Origin of the sequence: Nocardioides eburneus (assembly GCF_040838215.1) — a bacterium.
Lineage (GTDB): Bacteria > Actinomycetota > Actinomycetes > Propionibacteriales > Nocardioidaceae > Nocardioides > Nocardioides eburneus.
Window position 1 is genome coordinate 1 of sequence record NZ_JBFPJR010000024.1, and the last position, 22,627, is coordinate 22,627.

23 protein-coding genes are annotated in these 22,627 nt (G+C 71.2%); all 23 read right to left on the bottom strand.

Features of this window, described 5'->3' with window-relative positions; all coding sequences use genetic code 11:
* Window positions 1-133: 133 nt before the first annotated feature.
* The 23 genes from metK to aroB all read right to left on the bottom strand — a co-directional run bounded on the left by metK (window position 134) and on the right by aroB (window position 22,624).
* Window positions 134-1,336, bottom strand: a complete 1,203-nt coding sequence (gene metK, locus AB3X52_RS13525) for a methionine adenosyltransferase (RefSeq protein ID WP_367994615.1) — start codon at window positions 1,334-1,336, stop codon at window positions 134-136.
* A 139-nt stretch (window positions 1,337-1,475) separates the two neighbouring features.
* Complete coding sequence (gene coaBC / locus AB3X52_RS13530) at window positions 1,476-2,693, bottom strand: bifunctional phosphopantothenoylcysteine decarboxylase/phosphopantothenate--cysteine ligase CoaBC (protein WP_367994616.1); 1,218 nt, start codon at window positions 2,691-2,693, stop codon at window positions 1,476-1,478.
* A 55-nt stretch (window positions 2,694-2,748) separates the two neighbouring features.
* A complete protein-coding gene (gene rpoZ / locus AB3X52_RS13535; protein WP_367994617.1) occupies window positions 2,749-3,063 on the bottom strand; it encodes a DNA-directed RNA polymerase subunit omega in 315 nt (104 codons plus the stop codon).
* 8 nt (window positions 3,064-3,071) lie between these two features.
* Complete coding sequence (gene gmk / locus AB3X52_RS13540; protein ID WP_437440552.1) at window positions 3,072-3,740, bottom strand: guanylate kinase; 669 nt, start codon at window positions 3,738-3,740, stop codon at window positions 3,072-3,074.
* Window positions 3,737-4,054: an integration host factor, actinobacterial type gene (mihF, locus tag AB3X52_RS13545; RefSeq protein WP_367994618.1), complete on the bottom strand. Its 318-nt coding sequence runs from the start codon at window positions 4,052-4,054 to the stop codon at window positions 3,737-3,739. The genes gmk and mihF overlap by 4 nt, the downstream gene beginning before the upstream one ends.
* 237 nt (window positions 4,055-4,291) lie before the next feature.
* On the bottom strand, window positions 4,292-4,825 hold the full coding sequence (locus AB3X52_RS13550; protein WP_367994619.1) for a hypothetical protein: 534 nt from the start codon (window positions 4,823-4,825) through the stop codon (window positions 4,292-4,294).
* 45 nt (window positions 4,826-4,870) lie between these two features.
* Window positions 4,871-5,707, bottom strand: coding sequence for an orotidine-5'-phosphate decarboxylase (gene pyrF, locus AB3X52_RS13555; protein ID WP_367994620.1), 837 nt, complete (start codon window positions 5,705-5,707; stop codon window positions 4,871-4,873).
* A gap of 4 nt (window positions 5,708-5,711) precedes the next feature.
* Entirely contained in the window at window positions 5,712-6,794 is a 1,083-nt protein-coding gene (locus AB3X52_RS13560) for a quinone-dependent dihydroorotate dehydrogenase (protein ID WP_367994621.1), read from the bottom strand.
* Window positions 6,791-10,171, bottom strand: coding sequence for a carbamoyl-phosphate synthase large subunit (gene carB / locus AB3X52_RS13565; RefSeq protein WP_367994622.1), 3,381 nt, complete (start codon window positions 10,169-10,171; stop codon window positions 6,791-6,793). The genes AB3X52_RS13560 and carB overlap by 4 nt, the downstream gene beginning before the upstream one ends.
* Window position 10,172: 1 nt before the next feature.
* Window positions 10,173-11,309 (bottom strand): glutamine-hydrolyzing carbamoyl-phosphate synthase small subunit, encoded by a 1,137-nt coding sequence (gene carA, locus AB3X52_RS13570; RefSeq protein WP_367994623.1) that lies wholly within the window; start codon window positions 11,307-11,309, stop codon window positions 10,173-10,175.
* A 119-nt stretch (window positions 11,310-11,428) separates the two neighbouring features.
* Entirely contained in the window at window positions 11,429-12,775 is a 1,347-nt protein-coding gene (locus AB3X52_RS13575; RefSeq protein ID WP_367994624.1) for a TIGR02679 family protein, read from the bottom strand.
* 88 nt (window positions 12,776-12,863) lie between these two features.
* Entirely contained in the window at window positions 12,864-13,289 is a 426-nt protein-coding gene (locus AB3X52_RS13580; protein ID WP_367994625.1) for a type II toxin-antitoxin system VapC family toxin, read from the bottom strand.
* Between the two features lie 24 nt (window positions 13,290-13,313).
* Entirely contained in the window at window positions 13,314-13,568 is a 255-nt protein-coding gene (locus AB3X52_RS13585) for a FitA-like ribbon-helix-helix domain-containing protein (RefSeq protein ID WP_367994626.1), read from the bottom strand.
* Window positions 13,559-14,230 (bottom strand): DUF2397 family protein, encoded by a 672-nt coding sequence (locus tag AB3X52_RS13590; RefSeq protein WP_367994627.1) that lies wholly within the window; start codon window positions 14,228-14,230, stop codon window positions 13,559-13,561. The genes AB3X52_RS13585 and AB3X52_RS13590 overlap by 10 nt, the downstream gene beginning before the upstream one ends.
* A 121-nt stretch (window positions 14,231-14,351) precedes the next feature.
* A complete protein-coding gene (locus tag AB3X52_RS13595) occupies window positions 14,352-15,659 on the bottom strand; it encodes a dihydroorotase (RefSeq protein ID WP_367994628.1) in 1,308 nt (435 codons plus the stop codon).
* On the bottom strand, window positions 15,656-16,609 hold the full coding sequence (locus AB3X52_RS13600; protein WP_367994629.1) for an aspartate carbamoyltransferase catalytic subunit: 954 nt from the start codon (window positions 16,607-16,609) through the stop codon (window positions 15,656-15,658). Before AB3X52_RS13600 ends, AB3X52_RS13595 begins: the two co-directional genes overlap by 4 nt.
* Window positions 16,606-17,220, bottom strand: a complete 615-nt coding sequence (gene pyrR, locus AB3X52_RS13605; protein WP_367994630.1) for a bifunctional pyr operon transcriptional regulator/uracil phosphoribosyltransferase PyrR — start codon at window positions 17,218-17,220, stop codon at window positions 16,606-16,608. The genes AB3X52_RS13600 and pyrR overlap by 4 nt, the downstream gene beginning before the upstream one ends.
* Before the next feature lie 111 nt (window positions 17,221-17,331).
* The gene (locus AB3X52_RS13610) at window positions 17,332-18,348 is read right to left on the bottom strand and encodes an NADPH:quinone reductase (RefSeq protein WP_367994631.1); all 1,017 of its coding nucleotides are present in this window, start codon (window positions 18,346-18,348) and stop codon (window positions 17,332-17,334) included.
* A gap of 49 nt (window positions 18,349-18,397) precedes the next feature.
* On the bottom strand, window positions 18,398-19,711 hold the full coding sequence (locus AB3X52_RS13615; RefSeq protein WP_367994632.1) for a MinD/ParA family ATP-binding protein: 1,314 nt from the start codon (window positions 19,709-19,711) through the stop codon (window positions 18,398-18,400).
* Between the two features lie 141 nt (window positions 19,712-19,852).
* Entirely contained in the window at window positions 19,853-20,290 is a 438-nt protein-coding gene (gene nusB, locus AB3X52_RS13620) for a transcription antitermination factor NusB (RefSeq protein WP_367994633.1), read from the bottom strand.
* 9 nt (window positions 20,291-20,299) lie between these two features.
* Entirely contained in the window at window positions 20,300-20,866 is a 567-nt protein-coding gene (gene efp / locus AB3X52_RS13625) for an elongation factor P (protein ID WP_367994634.1), read from the bottom strand.
* Between the two features lie 193 nt (window positions 20,867-21,059).
* On the bottom strand, window positions 21,060-21,509 hold the full coding sequence (locus AB3X52_RS13630; RefSeq protein ID WP_367994635.1) for a type II 3-dehydroquinate dehydratase: 450 nt from the start codon (window positions 21,507-21,509) through the stop codon (window positions 21,060-21,062).
* Window positions 21,509-22,624, bottom strand: coding sequence for a 3-dehydroquinate synthase (aroB, locus tag AB3X52_RS13635; protein ID WP_367994636.1), 1,116 nt, complete (start codon window positions 22,622-22,624; stop codon window positions 21,509-21,511). Before aroB ends, AB3X52_RS13630 begins: the two co-directional genes overlap by 1 nt.
* Between the last annotated feature and the right edge of the window lie 3 nt (window positions 22,625-22,627).

A 22,627-nucleotide genomic window follows, 5' to 3' on the forward strand; every position in this document is an offset into this window, starting at 1 on the left:
GCCCGGTGGAGCGCCCCCGAGACCAGGCCGAGGAGGTCCTCCTCCGTGTGGCCGGGGGTGGGCGGCTCGTCGAGCCGACGGAGATGCTGCATGTACGCCGACCCGGCCGGAGGTGAACGACTCGGCGAGGACGTCAGGCGCCGGCAGCTGCCTTCAGCGCCTCGGCGCGGTCGGTCCGCTCCCAGGTGAACTCGGGGAGCTCACGACCGAAGTGGCCGTACGCCGCCGTCTTGGCATAGATCGGACGCAGCAGGTCGAGGTCGCGGATGATCGCCGCCGGGCGGAGGTCGAAGACCTCGAGGACGGCCTTCTGGATGGTCTCCACCGGCACGGTCTCGGTCCCGAAGGTCTCGATGAAGACGCCGACCGGGGCGGCCTTGCCGATCGCGTAGGCGACCTGCGCCTCGCAGCGTCGAGCCAGGCCGGCCGCGACGACGTTCTTCGCGACCCAGCGCATGGCGTACGCCGCCGAGCGGTCGACCTTCGACGGGTCCTTGCCGGAGAAGGCACCGCCGCCGTGCCGCGCCATGCCGCCGTAGGTGTCGACGATGATCTTGCGACCGGTGAGCCCGGCGTCACCCATCGGGCCGCCGACGACGAACCGGCCGGTCGGGTTGATGTAGAGCTTGTAGCCCTCGGAGGGGACGACGTCCTTGAACTGCTCCAGGACCGGCTCGATGACGTGCTTCTTGATGTCGGGCTGCAGGGTCTTCTCGAGGTCGATGTCCTCGGCGTGCTGCGTGGACAGCACGATCGCGTCGACGCGGACCGCGCGGTTGTCGTTGTCGTACTCGATCGTGACCTGCGTCTTGCCGTCGGGGCGCAGGTAGGGCAGCGTCCCGTCCTTGCGGACCTGCGAGAGCCGCTCGGCGAGCGACTGGGCGATCTTGATCGGGAGCGGGAAGAGCTCCGGGGTGTCGTCGCAGGCGTAGCCGAACATCAGGCCCTGGTCACCCGCACCCTGTCGGTCGAGCTCGTCGATCGAGGCCTCGACACGGTCCTCGTAGGCGTCGTCGACGCCCTGCGCGATGTCGGCGGACTGGGCACCGATGGCCACCTGGACACCGCAGCTGCTGCCGTCGAAGCCCTTCTCGGAGCTGTCGTAGCCGATCTCGAGGATCTTGTCACGGACGAGCTGGGCGACCGGCGCGTAGGCCTCCGTGGTGACCTCGCCGGCGACCACGACCAGGCCGGTGGTCAGCAGCGTCTCCACCGCGACCCGGCTCTTGGGGTCGTGCTCGAGGAGGTAGTCCAGGACGGTGTCGCTGATCTGGTCGGCGATCTTGTCCGGGTGACCCTCGGTCACCGACTCCGACGTGAAGAGACGTCCGGTCACGGGGAAACTCCGTTCAGGGTGGTTCGGCTGATTCACCAGCACTCTGGTCGACAAAGCCTAGCGGCGGGCCCGGGTGGCGGGACCGCGGTCTCATTGTGGCAGCCCCCATATCGGGGACGGACAGGGGCGTACGGCGAGTCTAGTGACCGAGTCTCGCGGCGACCTGGTCCCAGATGACCTCCGCCAGCGCGGACTTCGCACCGGCCGGCACGTCGATGGCGGAGCCGTCCTTGCCGAGGATGATGGCTTCGTTGACCGGGCTCCCGAACACCGCACCTCCGCTGACGTCGTTGACGACGAGCAGGTCGCAGCCCTTGCGCGCCAGCTTGGCCCGCGCGAGCTCGAGCACCGAGCCGGTCTCGTCGCCGGTCTCGGCGGCGAAGCCGACGATGACCGAGTTGGGACGGGACCGGTGGTGGCTGATCTCGTGGAGGATGTCCGGGTTCTGCGTGAGCTCGATGCTCGGCGCCGAGCCGTCGGTCGCCTTCTTGATCTTGGCGTCGCTGACCGAGGTCGGCCGGAAGTCTGCGGGCGCGGCCGCCATCACCACCGCATCGGCACCGGACGCCGCGGTGACGACGGCGTCCCGAAGCTCGGCCGTCGTCTCGACCCGGACGATCTTGACCCCCGCGGGGTCCGGCAGCGTCACGTTGGCGGCCACCAAGGTCACCTCCGCCCCGCGGGCCGCCGCCGCGCGCGCCAGGGCATAGCCCTGCAGACCCGACGAGCGGTTGCCGAGGAAGCGGACCGGGTCGAGATACTCCCGGGTGCCTCCCGCGGAGACCACGACCCGGCGACCCGCGAGATCGGTCCGTCCGCCGCCGGCGAGCACCGAGCGGGCGTATTCGAAGATCTCCGCCGGCTCGGGGAACCTGCCCTTGCCGGTGTCCTTCCCCGTGAGCCGGCCCTCGGCCGGCTCGATCACGAGCGCACCGCGACGGCGCAGGGTGGCGACGTTGTCCTGCGTGGCGGGGTGCTCCCACATCTCGGTGTGCATGGCCGGGGCGAAGACGACCGGGCAGCGCGCCGTCAGGAGCGTGTTGGTCAGCAGGTCGTCGGCGAGACCGTGGGCGGCCTTGGCGAGCAGGTCCGCGGTCGCCGGCGCCACCACGACGAGATCGGCCTGCTGGCCGATCCGGACGTGCGGCACCTCCTCGACGTGGTCCCACGTCGAGGGTGAGACCGGCTTGCCGGACAGCGCGCTCCACGTGGGCGCGCCGACGAACTCCAGCGCGGCCGCGGTCGGCACGACGGTGACGTCGTGCCCCGACTCGGCGAAGCGCCGCAGCAGCTCGGCCGCCTTGTAGGCCGCGATCCCGCCCGAGACGCCGAGAACGACGCGAGGCCGCTCCCCCATCGGGGAAGCGGCCCGGTCGGAGCTGGTGGTCAGCGCAGGTCCTCGAGTGGCTGGGTCACTCGGCCGCGGCGGCGGCCGCGGACTCCGCGGTCTCCGCGGCGACCTCGGCGGGGTCGATGTCCTCACAGGTCAGGAGGTCCTCGTTGATCTCGCGGAGCGCGATCGAGAGAGGCTTCTCCTGAACGTGGGTGTCGACGAGCGGGCCGACGTACTCCAGCAGACCCTCGCCGAGCTGGGAGTAGTAGGCGTTGATCTGACGCGCGCGCTTGGCGCTGTAGAGCACCAGCTTGTACTTGCTGTCGGTCTTCGTGAGCAGGTCGTCGATGGAGGGGTTGGTCACGCCCTGGGCGTCGATTTCGGGGGCAGCCACGTTCAGCCTCACTGGTCGTCTGTGTCGCCGCGTCCGAGGGAGCGGCCGCTCGGGGTGCCGAGCGTCATCAAGGTTACCAACTCATCCGCAGCCTGATGAACTTCGCGGTTGACGATCGTCACGTCGAACTCGGGCTCCGCGGCGAGCTCGACGCGGGCCGTCTCCAGCCGCCGTTCCCGCTCGGCCTCGGTCTCGGTCCCACGACCGACCAGGCGTCGTACGAGCTCCTCCCAGGAGGGCGGCGCGAGGAACACGAAGACCGCGTCGGCCCACCCGATCGCGCGGAGCGTCTCGCGCACCTGGCGCGCACCCTGCAGGTCGATCTCGAGCAGCGCCGGCCGGCCCGCGGCGAGGGCCTCCTCGACCGGCCGGCGCGGCGTGCCGTAGCGCGCGACCTGGTGGACGGTCGCCCACTCGAGCAGCTCGTCCTCGGCGATCATCCGGTCGAACTCCTCGTCGGAGACGAACAGGTACTGCACGCCGTCCTGCTCCCCCGGTCGCGGCGGACGGGTCGTCGCCGAGACCGAGAGGAAGACCTCCGGATGGTCCTCGCGTACGGCGGCGGACACCGTCCCCTTGCCGACGGCCGTCGGCCCGGCCAGCACCGTCAGGCGCGGCCGCCGTGCGGCGTCCTCTGCGACGGCATCCACGGCGGTGTCGCTGGAGGCCTCGCTCACTTGCTGCCGAACTCCTCGGCCAGCGCGGCGATCTGCTTCGCGCCGAGGCCCCGGACCCGGCGGCCCTCGGCGATGCCGAGCCGCTCCATGAGCTGGCTCGCGCGGACCTTGCCGAGACCCGGCATGGCCTGCAGGAGGTCGATCACCTTCATCTTGCCGACGGCCTCGTTGGCCTGACCCTCCTCGATGACCTCGACGATCGAGGCACCGGAGTTCTTCAGGCGGTTCTTCACCTCGGCTCGCTCCCGACGGGACGCGGCCGCCTTCTCCAGAGCCGCCTGTCGCTGTTCAGGGGTGAGCGGGGGCAGAGCCACGAACGAACCTTTCGCCACGACGCCGCCCGGACGGGTCGGCGCAATCTTGTGAAGCCGCGCGCTGACACCGGCCGGACGCCTGTCCGGCCTGCGCCTGACACCGACCGGACGGATGTCCGACACGGCATCGACGCCACGGCGTCACGCCCGCGACAATCTAGTCACAAGCGGTGACAGCAGCAATCGCCGGGGCACTCCCCGAGTCGTCGCTCCGGCGGCGTCGTACGCGGAACACGGTCAGAGGGTCAGCGGGGTGTGACAGACGTCGCGGACCTCCTGCAACACGTGCGCGGAGGCCTCCTGCGCTCCGCTCACCTCGTTGGCCGCCGCGGTGATCCGCGCCCGCTCCGCGGCCGTCAGCCCCGCCGGCGGCTTCCCGGCGGCGTAGTCGCCGGGCGCGACGTCCGCGGCGTCGAGCGCGCTCTGCAGGTCACCGAGCGCGCCCACGAGCTGGTTCCAGTCGGCCCGGATGTCGGACGGCGCGGCATCGCGCAGGTCCCGCAACGCCGGCAGCGCCTTGAGCACCGCCCCGTCACCCGGCGCCGAGAAGAGGTCGGTGAGCTCCTTCTGGTGGCCCTTCACCGCGTCGCAGTAGGCGTCGGTGGAGCTTCCTCCGCACGACGCGGTCAGCGGCGCCACCAGGAGTACGCCGACGACGGCCGCCGCGCAGCGAGCGATCGCGCCTCGGCGGCCGCGCTCCGGGGTCTGCTCTCCTCGGTGGTCCCGACGGTGGTCCCGTCGGTCGTCACAGCGGCGGTCCGGGCTCAGCACGGCGGACACGGTACCTGCTCGCAGAACAGCGCTCGGCAGGACCTGTCAGGCCAGCGCCGCCAGCTCCTCGCGCGCGGCGAGGGCGGCGTCGCGCAGGGCCGTGGTCGAGGGACCCGCCTGGAGCAGTCCCCGGCTCGAGCTCGCCGCCACGTGGCGCGCGGCGGGGCCGAAGATGCGGGCGAGGTCGTCGGGGGTGCCGCCCTGCGCACCGTAGCCCGGCGCCAGGATCGGCCCGTTGAAGTCGTAGTCGAGTCCCGCGTCCGGATCGTGCACCGCCCCGATGGTGGCACCGATGACCGCACCGAACGAGCCCAGCGGCGCGGCGCCGGCGTCGAGCTGCCGCAGGTGGTCGAGCATGAGACCGCCGATGGTCCCGCCGCCGGCCGCGGTGGCGTGCTGCACCTCGGCGCCCTCCTTGTTGGAGGTGAACGCGAGGACGAAGAGCCCGGCGTCGTGCTTCGTCGCCGTGTCGACGAACGGCTGGAGCGAGCCGAAGCCCAGGTAGGGGCTCACCGTCACCGCGTCCGCGGCGAGCGGGCTCGCAGGATCGAGATAGGCATCGGCGTACGCCTGGCTGGTCGAGCCGATGTCGCCACGCTTCACATCGAGCAGGACGAGAGCGCCGGCCGCCCGCGACTCGGCGATGACCCGCTCCAAGACGGCGACGCCCCTGCTGCCGTGCCGCTCGTAGAACGCGGACTGCGGCTTGATCAGTGGGACGTGCGGCGCCAGCCCCTCGACGGCCGTCAGCGCGAAGCGCTCCAGCCCCGCCGGGGTGTCGTCGAGGCCCCACGCCTGGATCAGGCCGGCGTGCGGGTCGATCCCCGCGCACAGGTGGCCGCGCTCGGCCAGCGCCGCGACGTAGCGTGCTCCGAAGCTCATCCGGTCACTCTCCCCCACCGGTCTGGGCCGCGGCGACGCCCGCCGCGATCCGGCGCGGCCACAGCGGACCCTCGTAGATGAACGCGCTGTAGCCCTGCAGCAGGTCGGCGCCCGCCTCGAGCCGCGCACGTGCGTCCTCGACCGTGGTGATCCCGCCGACGCCGACGAGCGTCAGCCGGTCGCCGACGCGCCCCTTGAGGAGCCGCATCACCTCGAGCGCACGCGCGGCGAGCGGAGCGCCCGAGAGTCCGCCGGCGCCGATCTCCGCCACGTCGTGCGGGTGGCTGCGCAGCCCGTCCCGCGCGATCGTGGTGTTCGTGGCGATGATCCCGTCGAGCCCGATGGCGAGGGCCATGTCGGCGACCGCCAGGACGTCCTCGTCAGCGAGGTCCGGCGCGATCTTGACCAGCAGGGGGACGCGGGACCGCGTCACCGAGTCGGCCGTCGCGCGCACGTGCTCCAGCAGCGGCCGGAGCTTCTCCACCGACTGCAGCGAGCGCAGTCCCGGCGTGTTGGGGCTGCTCACGTTGACGACCAGGTAGTCGGCGTACGGCGCCAGCAGGCGGGTCGACTTGGCGTAGTCGGCGTGTACCGCCGACTGGTCGTCCTCGGGCACCACCTTGGTCTTGCCGATGTTGATCCCGAGGACGGACCTTCGCGCCGAGGCGGCGTCCAGCGACGCCGACTCGCGCCGTTTCCTGGCACGCGCGGCCAACCGGTGGGCGACCACCTCGGCGCCGTCGTTGTTGAAGCCCATCCGGTTGACGATCGCCCGGTCGACCGGCAGCCGGAAGAGCCGCGGCGCGGGGTTGCCGGGCTGCGGCTCCCCGGTGACCGTGCCGACCTCGACGTGGCCGAAGCCGAGACCCGCGAGCGCGTCGATGCCGACGGCATTCTTATCGAACCCGGCGGCCAGCCCGAGCAGGTTGGGGAACGTGAGCCCCATCGCCTGGACCGGCGCCCCCGGGACGCCCCAGCGCGCCAGCACGGGCCGCGCCGCGCGGATCGCCGCGAACGCCTGGTGGTGGGCGCGCTCGGGGTCGGAGCGCACCAGGAACTGGTCGAAGAGGGTCCGGTAGGGCCTCACTGCGCCGTTCCCGAGCCCGCCGGGGCCGTCTCCGCCGCCGGCTCCGCGGCCGGGGAGCCGGCGTTGTGGCCGACCAGCGCCGCCCACTCCTGCAGGCTCCGCACACCGATGTCGCCGCGGCCCTGCGCCTCGATCGCCTGCACCGCGGCGCCGAGTCCCTGGACCGTGGTGACCGAGGCGATGTTGGCCATCACCGCGGCGGTCCGGATCTCGTAGCCGTCGATGCGGGCGCTCTTGCCGCTCGAGGATCCGTTCGGAGTGTTGATGACGAGGTCGACCTCGCCGTCCAGGATCATCTGGACGGTCGTCTTCTCCCCTTCCGGACCGGCGCCCTCGGAGTGCTTGCGCACGACCGTCGACGGTACGCCGTTGCGGCGCAGCACCTCGGCCGTGCCCTGGGTCGCGAGGATCTCGAAGCCGTAGTCCGCGAGGACCTTGATCGGGAAGATCATCGTGCGCTTGTCGCGGTTGGCCATGGACACGAAGATCCGGCTGCCCCCGTCCTTCGATGCCAGCGGGAGCGGGCCGAACGCGCCGGCCTGGCTCTTGGCGAACGCACGGCCGAAGTCGGCGTCGAGGCCCATGACCTCACCGGTCGACTTCATCTCCGGGCCGAGGACCGTGTCGACCTGGTGGCCCTCCGGCGTCCGGAAGCGGTTGAACGGCATGACCGCCTCCTTCACCGCGATCGGCTGCTCCGGCGGGAGCGACCCGCCGTCCCCGCTCGCCGGGAGTACGCCGGCGGCCCGGAGCTCCGCGATCGACTCGCCCAGCATCAACCGCGCGGCTGCCTTCGCGAGCGGCGTCGCGGTCGCCTTGGAGACGAACGGGACGGTGCGGGAGGCACGCGGGTTGGCCTCGAGGACGTAGAGCACGTCGGAGCCCAGCGCGAACTGGATGTTGATCAGACCGTGGACGCCGACGCCCCGGGCGATCGCCTCGGTCGCGGTGCGGATCCGCTCGATCTCAGCCGCTCCGAGCGTGATCGGCGGCAGAGCGCACGAGCTGTCGCCGGAATGGATCCCGGCCTCCTCGATGTGCTCCATCACGCCGCCGAGGAAGAGCTCCTGGCCGTCGTACAACGCATCGACGTCGATCTCGACGGCGTCGTCGACGAACTTGTCGACGAGCACCGGTCGGTCCGGGCTGATGAGCGTGGCGGCCTCGATATAGGCGCGCAGCGCCTCGTCGTCGTACACGATCTGCATGCCGCGTCCACCGAGGACGTAGGACGGGCGGACCAGGACCGGGTAGCCGATCTCGGCCGCGACCGCCCGGGCCTCGACGAAGGTGGTGGCCATGCCGTGCTTCGGCGCGGTCAGGCCCGCCTCGGCGAGCACGCGACCGAACGCCCCGCGCTCCTCGGCCAGGTTGATCGCCTCGGGGCTGGTGCCGACGATCGGCACGCCGTTGTCCTTCAGCGCCTGGGCGAGCCCCAGGGGCGTCTGACCGCCGAGCTGGCAGACGACGCCGACGACCGGGCCGGCCTGCTGCTCGGCGTGGACGACCTCGAGCACGTCCTCGAGGGTGAGCGGCTCGAAGTAGAGCCGGTCGGAGGTGTCGTAGTCGGTCGAGACGGTCTCGGGGTTGCAGTTGACCATGATGGTCTCGTAGCCGGCCTCGGCGAGCGCCTGCGAGGCGTGGACGCACGAGTAGTCGAACTCGATGCCCTGGCCGATCCGGTTCGGCCCGCTGCCGAGGATGATGACCGCCGCCCGCTCGCGCGGCGCCACCTCGGTCTCCTCGTCGTAGGAGGAGTAGTGGTAGGGCGTCTTCGCCGCGAACTCGGCCGCACAGGTGTCGACGGTCTTGTAGACCGGCCGGATGCCGAGCGCATGCCGCACCCCGCGGACGACGTCGGCCGTCATGCCGCGCATCTTGCCGATCTGGACGTCGGAGAAGCCGTGCCGCTTGGCGAGCCGGAGGATCTGTGGGGTCAGCTCGGGCGCCGCGATGATCTCGCCGGCGATCTCGTTGATGAGGAAGAGCTGGTCGATGAACCAGGGGTCGATCTTCGTGCTCTCGAAGATCTCCTCCGCACTCGCGCCGGCCCGGATCGCGTCCATGACCTTCTTCAGCCGACCGTCGGTCGGGATCGAGATCTCCTCGAGCAGGGCAGCCTTGTCGAGCTCGACCTGCTCCTGATGCCAGTCGAAGACCGCGTCCGGCCGCTCCAGTGAGCGCAGCGCCTTCTGCAGCGCCTCGGTGAAGTTGCGGCCGATCGCCATCGCCTCGCCGACCGACTTCATGTGGGTCGTGAGGGTGGTGTCGGCACCCGGGAACTTCTCGAAGGCGAACCGCGGGACCTTGACGACGACGTAGTCGAGCGTCGGCTCGAAGGACGCCGGGGTCTCCTGGGTGATGTCGTTCTGGATCTCGTCGAGGGTGTAGCCGATGGCGACCTTCGCCGCGATCTTCGCGATCGGGAAGCCGGTGGCCTTCGACGCCAGCGCCGAGGAGCGCGAGACGCGGGGGTTCATCTCGATGACGATGATCCGGCCGTCGGCGGGGTTGACGGCGTACTGGATGTTGCAGCCGCCGGTGTCGACGCCGACCGCGCGGATGATGCCGATCGCGAGATCGCGGAGCTTCTGGTACTCGCGGTCGGTCAGCGTCATCGCCGGCGCGACCGTGATCGAGTCACCGGTGTGGACGCCCATCGGGTCGAGGTTCTCGATGGAACAGACGATGACGGAGTTGTCGGCCCGGTCGCGCATGACCTCGAGCTCGTACTCCTTCCAGCCGAGGATCGACTCCTCCAGGAGCACCTCGGTGGTGGGGCTCGCCGCGAGGCCGGTACCGCCGATGCGGCGCAGGTCGGCCTCGTCGTACGCCATCCCGGAGCCGGCACCGCCCATGGTGAAGGAGGGGCGCACCACCATCGGGTAGCCGAGCTCGTCGGCCGCGGCGAGCAGGTCGTCCACCGAGTGGCAGATCACCGAGCGGGCGGACTCGCCGCCGAGCTCCTCGACGATCTTCTTGAACTGCTCGCGGTTCTCACCCCGCTCGATCGCGTCGATGCTCGCGCCGATCAGCTCGACGCCGTACTTCTCCAGGACGCCGTTCGCGTCCAGGGCGACCGCGCAGTTGAGCGCGGTCTGGCCGCCGAGGGTCGCGAGGAGGGCGTCGGGGCGCTCCTTGGCGATGACCTTCTCGACGAACTCCGGGGTGATCGGCTCGACGTAGGTCGCGTCGGCGAACTCCGGATCGGTCATGATCGTGGCCGGGTTGGAGTTGACGAGGACGACCCGGAGGCCCTCCTCCTTCAGCACCCGGCAGGCCTGGGTGCCGGAGTAGTCGAACTCGCAGGCCTGGCCGATGACGATCGGGCCGGAGCCGATGACGAGGACCGACTTGATGTCTTCACGCTTCGGCATGTCAGAGATCCCCCGCCATCAGAGAAACGAACCGGTCGAAGAGGTAGGCCGCATCGTGCGGTCCGGCCGCGGCCTCCGGGTGGTACTGGACGGAGAAGCCCTTGAGCCGGCCGTCCTCGGTCTTGAGCTCGAGGCCCTCGACGCAGTTGTCGTTGAGGTTGACGTGGGAGACGGACGCGACGCCGTACGGCGTCTGCGTCGGCCGGTCGGTCGGTGCGTCGACGGCGAAGCCGTGGTTGTGCGCCGTGACCTCGACCTTGCCGGTGGTGAGGTCCTTGACCGGCTGGTTGATGCCCCGGTGGCCGTACTTCAGCTTGTAGGTGCCGAAGCCGAGCGCGCGACCGAAGAGCTGGTTGCCGAAGCAGATCCCGAAGTAGGGAAGGCCGGCGCCCAGTGCTTCTTGGAGCACCTCGATCTGGTGGGTGGTGGCAGCCGGGTCACCCGGACCGTTGGAGTAGAAGAGGCCATCGGGCGCGACGGCCTGCACCTCCGCGAGCGTCGCCGTCGCGGGGAGCACGTGCACCTCGATGCCGCGCTCGGCCATCCGCTCGGGCGTCATCTCCTTGATGCCGAGGTCGAGCGCGGCGACGGTGAACCGCTTCTCCCCCTGGGCCGGCACGACGTAGGCCTCGGTCGTCGTCACCTCGTCGGCGAGCTCGGCACCGCTCATCTCGGCGCTGGCGCGGACCTTGGCGAGCAGGGCCTCGGGGTCGGACTCGACCGTGGAGATGCCGACGCGCATCGCGCCGCGCTCGCGCAGGTGACGGGTGAGCGCGCGGGTGTCGACGCCGGAGATGCCGACGATCCCCTGCGCGCGCAGCTCGTCGTCCAGCGAGCGCTGCGAGCGCCAGCTGCTCGGCACGCGGGCGGGGTCGCGGACGACGTACCCGGCGACCCAGATCCGGCGCGACTCGGGGTCCTCATCGTTGATGCCGGTGTTGCCGACGTGCGGCGCGGTCATGACGACGACCTGCTTGTGGTAGCTGGGGTCGGTGAGAGTCTCCTGGTAGCCGGTCATGCCGGTGGAGAAGACCGCTTCGCCGAAGGTCTCGCCTTCGGCGCCGAATGACTCACCGCGGAAGGAGCGGCCGTCCTCAAGGACGAGCAACGCTGGGGTGGTGGCGGCACGACTGTGCACCCGGGCCTCCTTCTCCGCCTCACGGGACGGTGGTTAAAGGATGTTCGGTTCGGGCCCGACCCTATCAGCGGCGGCGGTCGTGACTGCAGTCGGCACGGCCCTCGGACCTGTTCGTCAGATCACGTCGCGGAGCCGAGCAGATCCCTGGCCAGAAGATCTGCGACCGCCTCTTCCTCGACGACCTCGCCGGCCGTCGCCATCGCATCGGCGAGCGCGGGGTCCCAACGGGACTCGGCGGGCACGCCGGTGAGCCTGTGTGACGGGTGGCCGGAGGAGAGTGCTGCGAGATAGTCGGCCGCGGTGAAGCGCCACGGGGTCCAGGGCACCTGTCGCGCAAGCGCCGTGGCGATGCGCAGCCCGCCCCAGTCGAAGTCTCCGTGGTAGCGGCAGGAGGCTCCGGCACCAGTGAGGATGCGCAGCAGCGCGACCACCGCTGCACTCGCCTGACCATAGCTGCAGACGAGGACCGGTCCTGACGCCTCTTCCGCTCGACCCCACCGGTCGGCGACCACCTCGATCACCGTCGGGTTCTCGCAGACGTGGACGACCGCGTCCCCAGCCAACGGCGCGATCCCGCCGGAGCGCACCTGGTCGAGGGTGAGGATGACCGGCATCCGAGCGGCGCGCATCGCCTCCAACGTGGTCGCCGTCGCCGTCGCCCGCCGGTCCTCGACCTCCTCCTGCGACCGGCCGGGGACGCCGAGGCAGATCACTGACGAGGAGACGGCGGAGAGTGCGACACCGGCGGCTGCCCACAGATCGCGAGCCGGCAAGCTCGGTTGATCCACGGTGGCCTCCCCGGACGAGGCGAAGGCGACACCCACGATCGCCTGGGCCATCCGACCGAGCGCGCGGTCTGCGTCGAGTGCGTGCGCGTCTCCGATCACGCGACGCGCAAGCACGGCGAGTGGCTCCTCGTCTGCCGGAAGCGCACTGAGCACCTCCGCGAGCAGCCCGACCAGCTCCGCCGCAAGCTGCGGAGACGGGTCGCTGCCGCGTCGTGACGCCTCGGCTCTCGCCGCCCGCTTGAGCCCACCCGCAGCACACCAGGATGTCCACCAGCCAGCGACGCCGTGCCGCTCCGCGACCGGCGCGAGGACGTCGCGGGCGGCGTTCCACGCCGCGGCCTCCTGTCGCCGCGACGCTTGTCTGTCGACGACCGGACCGGTCAGGGTCTCGACCGCGTCGGCAAGGCCCGGTGGCCACGGACCGCGACGGAGAACGGCCTCCACCGTCGCCAGATCCACCCGCAACGACGACGCCCGCCGCGGCGGTCCGACAAGCCGCGTGATGGCCGCTCGCTGCTCGGGGGTGGGCGTCTCCAGCGTCACCACACCCGCAAGCGCGTCGTCACCCGCAAGCGCGTCGTCGCACGCGCCGACGATCCGTCGACGCACCCGCTGGAGCAGCCAGGCCACATCCGGCCCGCCTAGCAGCCGCTCCAGCACCACTCGGTCGCCACTCATGGCGTCTCCGACCATACGGAGCCCCGCAGCGGACGGCATCGACCGACCGCGATGTCCTCGCCCCCTGCTGCCGGTCTCATCGCGATGGTCACCACGCGCTCGGGTCGAACGGGTTGATGACGCGGATGCCCGTGTTCTCGAAGTCCGACACGTTCCTGGTCGCGACCGCAGCTCGATGCACCCGCGCGATCGCTGCGATCTGGGCGTCCTGGTGGGAGATCGGACGCCCGCTGCGCTCCCGCTCCGCGACAACATCTCCATAGACGTCCGCTGCGCGAACGTGGTAGGCCAGCGTGCGCTCGGCCGCCAGCTCCAGCTGCCGCGTGGCGGCCCGGTCGATCCGCGAACGGCGCCTCCCCACCGGAAGCCTCGCGATCCCGTAGCGGATCTCGCCCCGCGTGATCGCCGTCAACCATGTCTCTCCCGGCGAGACGCTCTGCCGCCACGCCAGAACATGGCCGTCTGGTCGCTCCTTGAGCAGCTCGGAGACGACGTTGGTGTCGATGATGATCACGTCAGAGGCTCATTCACGAGCGGCTCAGAGATCGATGGCCCGAGGCATCGACGCTGTCCTGTCGGTGATCAGCTCTGCCGCCTCGTCGTCGGTCAACCCGATCTCGGCACCGAGCGAAAGGAAGGACCCTAGGAGGTCGAACGGCTCCTCGTCCTCCGTGACCGCCGCCTCGAGAATCGACCGCGCCTCGGCCTCCATCGACCGCCCGTGGGCCGCGGCACGCCGCTTCAGCTTCGCCTGCACCTCGGGCGAGAGGTTCCGCACCGTCATCATCGCCATCGCGCCACCGCCTCCCGACGCTGGTTACCTCCTGCATGCACTGCATTCAGACTAGCATCCTGCGCTAGGAACGCCTCGACGTCGGCGTCGTGCAGGTCGATCGTGCGCTGGATCGACCCCATGAACGCCACGGCGTTCTCGGCCAGCTCGCTGAACCGCTCGCGCAGCGATCGCAGATCGGAATGGATCACCGCCTCGTCGACCGGACGGCCGCCCGTGTGCGCTGCCGCATGGTCGCGAAGGGAGGTGAGCAAGGTGACGATGTCGGCCAGCGCGACCGACTGCAAGGCACCCCGGGTGCCGAGCGCGGCGTCGTACTGCCCCAGCGCGCGCTCGGCGGCCTCGCCCGCGCGGGAGAGCTGATAAAGCATGCGGCGACGGTAGAAGTCCTCCAGGGCAGTCACCCGTGAGGAGTCGGGAAAGGCGAGCAGGTTGCCCCAGCCCGGCGCCGCGAGGCTCTCCATCGCGCTGCGGACGGCATCCTGGGTGACCGGCTCACCGCCGTCACGGCACAGCGCGGCATAGACCTGCTCCGGGCGCACGTGGACGGTGAAGCGCTCCTTCTCGGCCAGCAGCGCCCGCATCACCCGCCGGTAGAGGCCGGCGTTGGGTGTAGAGAGATAGGCGAACGGCCCGTACCCGGTCGTGTCCTCCTCGCTCATACGCCGCATCCTTGCAGAGCCCACCGACAGTCCTTCGGCGTTCCGTACCACCCTTGGCACAGCGGGCAGGCCGGTCGAATGTGCAGCCGCCGGCACCTTGGAGGCGTGTCTGACAACTCAGTCAGAGCAGCGCGCCGTCCAGGACGGTCGGGGTGCCGCGCAGGAAGCTGGCGACCACGGCCCCGGTGAGCTTGCGGCCGTGCCACGGGTTGTTGCGCGAGAGCGAGAGCGAGGCGTCCTTGTCGACCACGACCTGGGCAGCGGGGTCGACCAGCACGAGGTTGGCCGGCGACCCGGTGGCGAGCGCGCGGCCGTGACCCTCGAGACCGGCAATGCGCGCCGGATTGGTCGACATCACCCGCGCGACACCGGCCCAGTCGAGGAGACCCGACTCCACCATGACCGTCGTCACGACGGACAGTGCGGTCTCCAGGCCGAGCATCCCGAAGGCCGCGTCGACGAAGGCGTGCTCCTTGTCGTGGCGCGCGTGCGGGGCATGGTCGGTCGCGACGGCGTCGATCGTGCCGTCGGCGAGCGCCTGGCGGAGCGCCTCGACGTCCTCGGCGGGACGCAGCGGCGGGTTGACCTTGTACGTCGGGTCGTAGCCCGCCAGCAGGTCCGTCGTCAGCAGCAGGTGGTGGGGCGTGACCTCGGCGGTCACCTCCCAGGACCCGTCCTTCTCGGCCTGGGCCTTGGCCCAGCGAAGCACCTCGACCGAGCCGGCGGTGGAGACGTGGGCGACGTGGACGCGAGAGCCGGTGTGCCGAGCGAGCATCACGTCGCGGGCGACGATGACCTCCTCGGCGACGCCCGGCCAGCCGGGCAGACCGAGCCGCCCGGAGAGCTCGCCCTCGTGGCAGCAGGCACTGCCGTACGGCGCCAGCGCCGGATCCTGGCTGTGCTGGCTGATGACACCGCCGAACGTCTTGACGTATTCCAGCGCCCGCCGCATCACCCGCGGGTCGGCGACGCAGCGGCCGTCGTCGGAGAAGACCCGGACCCGTGCGCGCGAGCGTGCCATCAGCCCGAGCTCGGCGAGCTCCTCGCCGCGGAGGCCCTTCGTCACCGCGCCGACCGGCGCGACGTCGACGAGACCGGTCTCGCGGCCCGCCTCCCACACGCCGAGCGCCGCCTCCGCGGTGTCGGTGACCGGGTTGGTGTTCGCCATGGCCAGGACGGCGGTGTACCCGCCGACCGCCGCGGCCTGCGAGCCGGTGAGGACGGTCTCCGCGTCCTCGCGGCCGGGCTCACGCAGGTGGGTGTGAAGGTCGACGAGCCCGGGCAGCGCCACGAGCCCGTCGGCGTCGACGACCCGGTCGGCACCGGTCTTCGCCCCGAGGGAGCCGACCTCGCGGATCAGCCCGTCCTCGACGTACAGGTCGGCCTTCTCACCCCCGAGGAGCGAGGCACCCTTGATCAAGACACTCACAGCGTCTCCTCCCCGGCGAGCAGGTGGTAGAGCACGGACATGCGGATGGCGACGCCTGCGGAGACCTGGTCCAGCACGACCGAGCCCACCGCGTCGGCGGCGTCAGCGGAGATCTCCAGCCCGCGGTTCATCGGCCCCGGGTGGAGGATCGGCACACCCTCGTCGAGCCGGCGGAGACGGTCGCGCGTGAGGCCGTAGCCGACGGTGTACTCCCGCGGGCTGGGGAAGTAGCCCCCGCTCATCCGCTCGCGCTGGACACGCAGCATCATGACCCCGTCGACCTCGGGCAGGACCTCGTCGAGGTCGTACGACGTCGCGAAGCCGTCCGCCTTGGCCCACTCCCCCACGCCCGATGGCATAAGCGTCGGCGGCGCGACGGCGACCACCTCCGCACCGAGCTTCGCGAGACTCTTGACGTTGCTGCGGAACACCCGGCTGTGGGTGAGGTCGCCGACGATGGCGATCCGCCGGCCCTCCAGCGCACCACGCTCGACACTCCCCGCGCCGAAGTGACGCTGCAGCGTGTAGGCGTCGAGCAGCGCCTGGGTGGGGTGCTCGTGCATCCCGTCGCCCGCGTTGACGACCGGGACGTCCACCCACTGCGCCACCTGGTGCGCGGCGCCAGAGGCGGAGTGGCGGATGACGAGGCCGTCGACGCCCATCGCGGTCACGGTGAGGACCGTGTCGCGCAGGCTCTCGCCCTTCGACGCCGACGACCCCTTCGCGGAGAGGTTGATGACGTCGGCGGAGAGCCACTTGCCGGCGATCTCGAAGCTCGACCGGGTGCGGGTGGAGTCCTCGAAGAAGAGGTTGATCACGGTGCGGCCGCGCAGGGCCGGCAGCTTCTTGACCTCACGCCGCTGCACGTCGTGCATCTCGGCGGCGGTCTCGAAGAGCTGCTGGATCTCCTCGGCGGTGACGTCGTCGATGGAGAGCAGGTGGCGGGTCACGCTGTCGGTCCTTCCACGTCGATGATCCGGACCTCGTCGATGCCGTCGGTCTCCTCGAGGCGGAGCCGGACACGCTCGCTGCGGGCCGTCGGGAGGTTCTTGCCGACGTGGTCGGCGCGGATCGGCAGCTCGCGGTGACCGCGGTCGACCAGCACGGCCAGGCGTACGACGGCGGGCCGGCCGAGGTCGGAGAGCGCATCGAGCGCCGCCCGGATGGTGCGGCCGGAGTAGAGCACGTCGTCGACCAGCACCACGGTCTTGCCGTCGAGCCCGGTGGCCGGCAGCTCGGTGCGGTGCGGAGTGCGCGTCGGGTGGGAGCGCAGGTCGTCGCGGTACATCGTCACGTCGAGGGACCCGGTGACGACCGGCGTACCTTCGACCTCCTCGATGCGGGCCGCGATCCGGCGGGCCAGCGGGACGCCACGGGTGTGCAGCCCGAGCAGCAGCAGGTCCTCGGCGCCCTTGTTGCGCTCGAGGATCTCGTGCGCGATGCGGGTCAGCGCCCGGGCGATGTCGTTCGCGTCGAGGACGACCCGACCCTGCTCACCGGGGCCTGGGGCCGCACTGGGCTCGTCGGTCGCTGCACGCGCGGCGGAGCTCGCGTCTGTCATGCGAGCCGGACCTCCTTCTCCGCCTCACGGGACGGCTCGTTAAAGGATGTCGGACGGCGTCACCCTACCGTCGTCCGACGGTCAGCGCCGAACCGCGACACCGAGCGCCGCTCAGGCCAGGTCGAGCAGCACCTTGCCGACAGCACCGTCCTCGACCGCCTGGTGGGCGTCGGCAGCCCGCTCGATCGGGAAGTGGTGGAGCGGCACGCCTGCGTCCTCACCGACGCGCAGGGCACCGGCGGCGACGGCGGCGCTCACGTCCTCGGCCGCGGCGCGGAGGAGGTCCTCGCCGAGCGTGTAGAGCAGGATGAACTGGTAGCGGAGGTTCTTCGAGAACGTCGCCCGCAGCGGCATCGTCAGCTCGTCGCCACCGTTGTTGGCGTAGATCGCGATCGTGCCGCGGACCCTCGTGACCTCACGGTCGAGGTCGTTGTTCTGGGCCGGCGCGACGTCAACGACGAGGTCCACCCCGTCGGGCGCCAGCGCCCTGACCTCGGCGACCGGGTCACCGACCGTGTAGTTGACCGTCTGCGCGGCCCCGGCCGCGACCGCCAGCGCGGCCTTCTCGTCGCTGCTCACCGTCGCGACGACCGTGGCTCCGGCCCAGCTCGCCAGCTGGACCGCGGCGTTGCCGACCGCGCCCGCGCCGCCGTGCACGAGCACCGTCTGACCCGTGAGCGCCCCGGGCGCGAGCCGGCTCACCGACTCCCCCGAGGTGAGCGCGCGGTGGGCGGTGATCGCGGGCACGCCGAGACTCGCCCCCAGGTCGTACGACGCCCCCTCGGGCAGCCGGAACACCCGGTCGACCGGCACCACGACATATTCCGCGGCGGTGCCGAACGGACGACCGTGCTGGGCGAGCATCACCCAGACGCGGTCGCCGGCGGCGTACCCCTCCACGCCGTCGCCGACGGCGTCGACCTCACCCGCACCGTCCTGGCCGGGCGTGATCTCGGGATAGGGCAGCGCGGCGTAGGTGCCTCCGGCCCGCTGCTTATGGTCCGTCGGGTTGACGCCGGCGCGCATCAGTCGCACCCGGAGCTCACCGGGCCCGGGCACGGGGGTGTCGCGCTCGACGAGCGTCAGGACGGAGGACGGACCGGTCTCGGTGTAGACGACAGCGCGCATGCGAACGACGTTACCGACCGGTCCCGAGCCCTCGGGCGCGCACACCGCCTCACAGCGCCTGGGCCATCCCCGCACAGGCCTTGAGCCACGACATCCGGGTGTCCCTGGAGAGCTGGGCGTACTGCACCGACGAGCCGCCGACCAGGATCGGGTCGAACGGCACCCGGTGGACCCCTCGGGTGCGCTGCTGGTAGACGTCGACGAGGTCCTGGGCCAGCTTGTCGTCGACCTTGGGCGAGGGGTCGGACAGGACCGTCACGGTCTTGTACTTCAGGTTGGCGTAGCCGGACTCCTGCAGGGCGTCGAGCATCCACAGCCCGCTGTAGCCGGTGTCCTCGCGCACCGTGCTCGTGACCACCAGCAGGTCGGCCGCCTCGGCGGCGGCGAGCCAGTTCTCGGCCCGCATGTTGTTGCCGGTGTCGACGAGGATGATCCGGTAGAAGCGCTCGAGCAGCTGGTGGACCGCGGTGAAGTCGTCGGCATGGATCTGGCCGGTCACGTCCGGGCGCTCGTCGGAGGCGAGCACGTCGAAGTGGGCGTCCCCCTGGCTGCGGACGAACGCGCCAAGGTCGCCGATCCGGCTCTGGTAGACGTCGGAGAAGCGGCCCAGGTCGTCGAGCAGCTCGCGGGTCGTGTTGCGGTGGTTGCTCCGCGTCCCCCGGATGCCGAGCGTTCCGCGCGTCTCGTTGTTGTCCCACGCCACGACCCCGCCACCGCGGACCGTCCCGAAGGTATAGCCCGCTGCGAGCACGCCGGTGGTCTTCGCCGCTCCGCCCTTCGGGTTGATGAAGACGATGGTCCGCGGGCCGTCGAAGTCGCGCTGGATCGCGGCGCGGTCCTGCTCGTAGGCGAGCTCCTTGCGGCCCATCGCCGGCTTGATGAGGCCACCCGACATCCGGCGTACGGCGCCCCGCCAGCCCCACGTCGCCGGGCCGTGCCCCACGGAGTCCGCGCGTCGCTCCAGAAAGTCCGTCGCCGTCATGAAGCGGCGTACGTCGCCCTCGGGCTGTCCCGCCTGGAAGGAGGCGTCCTCGAGGGGCGGCGCGGGCGAGACGGCCGAGCTCGGGGTCTGCGCCGGAGGCGGCGCGAGGACCGGGACGCCGTTCGGGTGGGTGTGCTCCTCCGGGGGCTTCTGGCCCCAGCCCGGCTCGGGCTGCCGCGTAGGCGGCGCGGGCGGGACGGGCGGCGGCGCGACCTGTGACGTCGGCGGCGGTCCCGGCGGAGGCGCCACCGGTGGGGCCGGCGGACCGGCGTACTCGTGGTCAGCGTGGCTCGCCGGAGGGCTGACGATCGGCTCGCCGGCCTCGTCGAGCGGCGCGGTGAGCGGGTCGTGCTGTCCTGCGGCGCCGGGTGTTTGGGTCATGCGTGTCTCCTCCGAGCAGGGACGCGTTCGGGCCCAGTATGCCGAATCCGGCTGAGGGCCGAGGACACCGACCGGCGCACGCGCCGCCCGGTCGGCCCGCGACGTGAGCGCATCAGGGGCCGGCCGGACAGCAGCGGAAGGTCAGGCGAGCGAGTCGCGGTCGCGCTGGATGGCGCCGAGGACGCCGTTGACGAACGTCGGCGACTCGTCGGTGGAGAGCTCCCGCACGAGGGCGAGCGCCTCGCTGACCGCCACCTCGTCAGGGACGTCGGGCGCATAGAGGATCTCCCACACCCCGAGCCTCAGCACGTTGCGGTCCACCGCGGGCATCCGCTCGAGGGTCCAGCCCTGGGCGTACCTCGCCAGCAGCTCGTCGATGCGCGTTCGCTCGCGCTCGACACCGCGCACGAGCGTGACGGTGTAGGGGTTGTTGGGGACCTCGCCCTCGGCGAGCTGCTGGTCGAGCAGCTCGCCGGCGGCGATGCCACGCGCCTCGGACGCGAAGAGCAGGTCGAGCGCGCGCTTGCGTGCCTTGGTCCGGGCCGTCCCCGTCCCTTGGCGCTGGGTGCGGTCAGCCATCAGGCGGCGTCAGCCCTTCACGCGGCTGAGGTAGGAGCCGCCCTCACGGGTGTCGACCTTGATCTTCTCGCCCTGCTCGATGAAGAGCGGGACCTGGATCTCCGCACCGGTCTCGAGGGTCGCGGGCTTGGTGCGACCGGTGGCGGAGTCGCCCACGACGCCCGGCTCGGTGTAGGTGATCGTGAGCTCGACCGACGGAGGGAGCTCGATGAAGAGGACGCGACCCTCGTTCGTCGCGACGATCGCCTCGGTGTTCTCGAGCATGAAGTTCGCGGCGTCACCGACGATCTCCGGCGAGACCTCGATCTGGTCGTAGGTCTGCACGTCCATGAAGACGTAGTTGGTGCCGTCGTTGTAGAGGTACTGCATCGTGCGCTTGTCCACGGTCGCGGTCTCGACCTTGGTGCCGGCGTTGAACGTCTTGTCGACGTTCTTGCCCGACTCGACGTTCTTCAGCTTGGTGCGGACGAAGGCCGGGCCCTTGCCGGGCTTCACGTGCTGGAACTCGACGACCTGCCAGAGCTGGCCGTCGAGGTTGAGCACCATGCCGTTCTTGAGGTCGTTCGTCGTTGCCATCGCGTGCGAGCCAGCCTTCGTTCGTCGGTGTGTCGTCTGTTCCTGCGGTGCAGGTTGTCAAGTGGTCGTACGGCGCACGGGCGCCAGCGATGGAGTCTATCGGCGCAGCAACACCGAGCAGAAAATCGGGCCGTGTCCTCGCGGGAGCCGCCGCAGGCCGAATCGCGCGGCAGGGCCGGGAGGATCCCTGCCGTCAGGCCGCGGCGATGGTCTCCAGTGCTTCGCGGTATCCGTCCACACCCCGGCCGGCGACGACCGCGGCCGCGTGCGGCGTCACCACCGAGTGGTGACGCCACTCCTCGGGTCGGGCCATCGGATCGCTGAGATGGACCTCGACGAGAGGCGCCGTCAGCTGGGCGCAGGCGTCATAGACGGCGTAGGAGTAGTGCGTCCAGGCCGCGGCATTGAGGACGACCGGCGTCTCGTCGTCGGCGGCGCCGTTGAGCCAGTCGACCATGACACCCTCGTGGTTGGTCTGCCGGACCTCCACGTCGAGCCCGAGACCGAGCCCCCACTCGACGCACAGCGCCGACAGCTCGTCGTGGGTGGTGGTGCCGTAGATCTCCGGCTGCCGCCTGCCGAGCCGGCCGAGGTTTGGGCCGTTCAGCACGAGCACCCGCCGCAGGTCCGAGCGCGCCGCCATCATGCCACCGCCTCGAACGCCGCACGCAGCAGCGCCTCGTCGGGACCGGCCAGGATCATCGGCTCGGCGACGCCGGTCAGGACGAGGAAGCGCAACTGGGAGCCGCGGGCCTTCTTGTCCACGCGCATCGCGCCGATCAGGTCGTCGAAGCCGGCCTCGGCGCCGGCACCGGAGACGCTGACCGGGAGCCCGACGCGCGCGAACGCCTCGCGGTGCCGGGCCGCGACCTCGTCGGGCAGGAGCCCGGCCAGGCGCGCGAGCTCGGCGGCGTAGACGCAGCCCACGGCCACGGCCTCGCCATGGCGGATGGCGTAGCCCGAGTGCTTCTCCACGGCGTGGCCGAGGGTGTGGCCATAGTTGAGGATCTCCCGGCCCGGGTGCCCGTCGGCACCGCCGGTCTCCTTGAGGTCCGCGACGACGACGTCGACCTTGACGCGGACAGCGCGCTCGACCAGCTCGGTCAGGACGGGCGACTCCGCGGTGAGCGACGCGGGGTCGGTCGACTCGACGAACCGCAGGATCTCCGGATCGGCGATGAAGCCGCACTTCACGACCTCGCCCAGGCCGGCGACGAGCTCCTCACGAGGCAGGCTGCGCAGCAGATCGAGGTCGCAGAGCACGCCGGCGGGCTCGTGGAAGGCGCCGACCAGGTTCTTGCCGGCGGCGGTGTTGATGCCGGTCTTGCCGCCGACAGCGGCGTCGACCATCGCCAGCAGCGTCGTGGGGACGTGGACGACGCGGACGCCACGCAGCCAGGTCGCGGCCACGAAGCCGCCCAGGTCGGTGGTCGCCCCGCCGCCGAACGTCACGATCGCGTCGGAGCGGGTGAAGCCCTTCTCCCCCAGCGCGTCCCAGCAGCCCTCGGCGACGGCACTGGTCTTGGCGTCCTCCCCCTCGGGCAGCCCGAGGCCGAGGACGTCGTAGTGGGGCACCAGCGCGTCGAGCACCGGCTGCGCCTGCTCGGCGAGCTCGGCGGCGTACAGAAGCGCGACCCGCTCGGTCCGCTCGCCCAGGATCGACGGCAGTCTCTCGGCGAGGCCCCGGCCGAGCACGACGTCGTACGGCGACGCCCCGCCCACGTGGATCTCGGTGTGGCTCTGCTGGCTCTCGGCCATGGT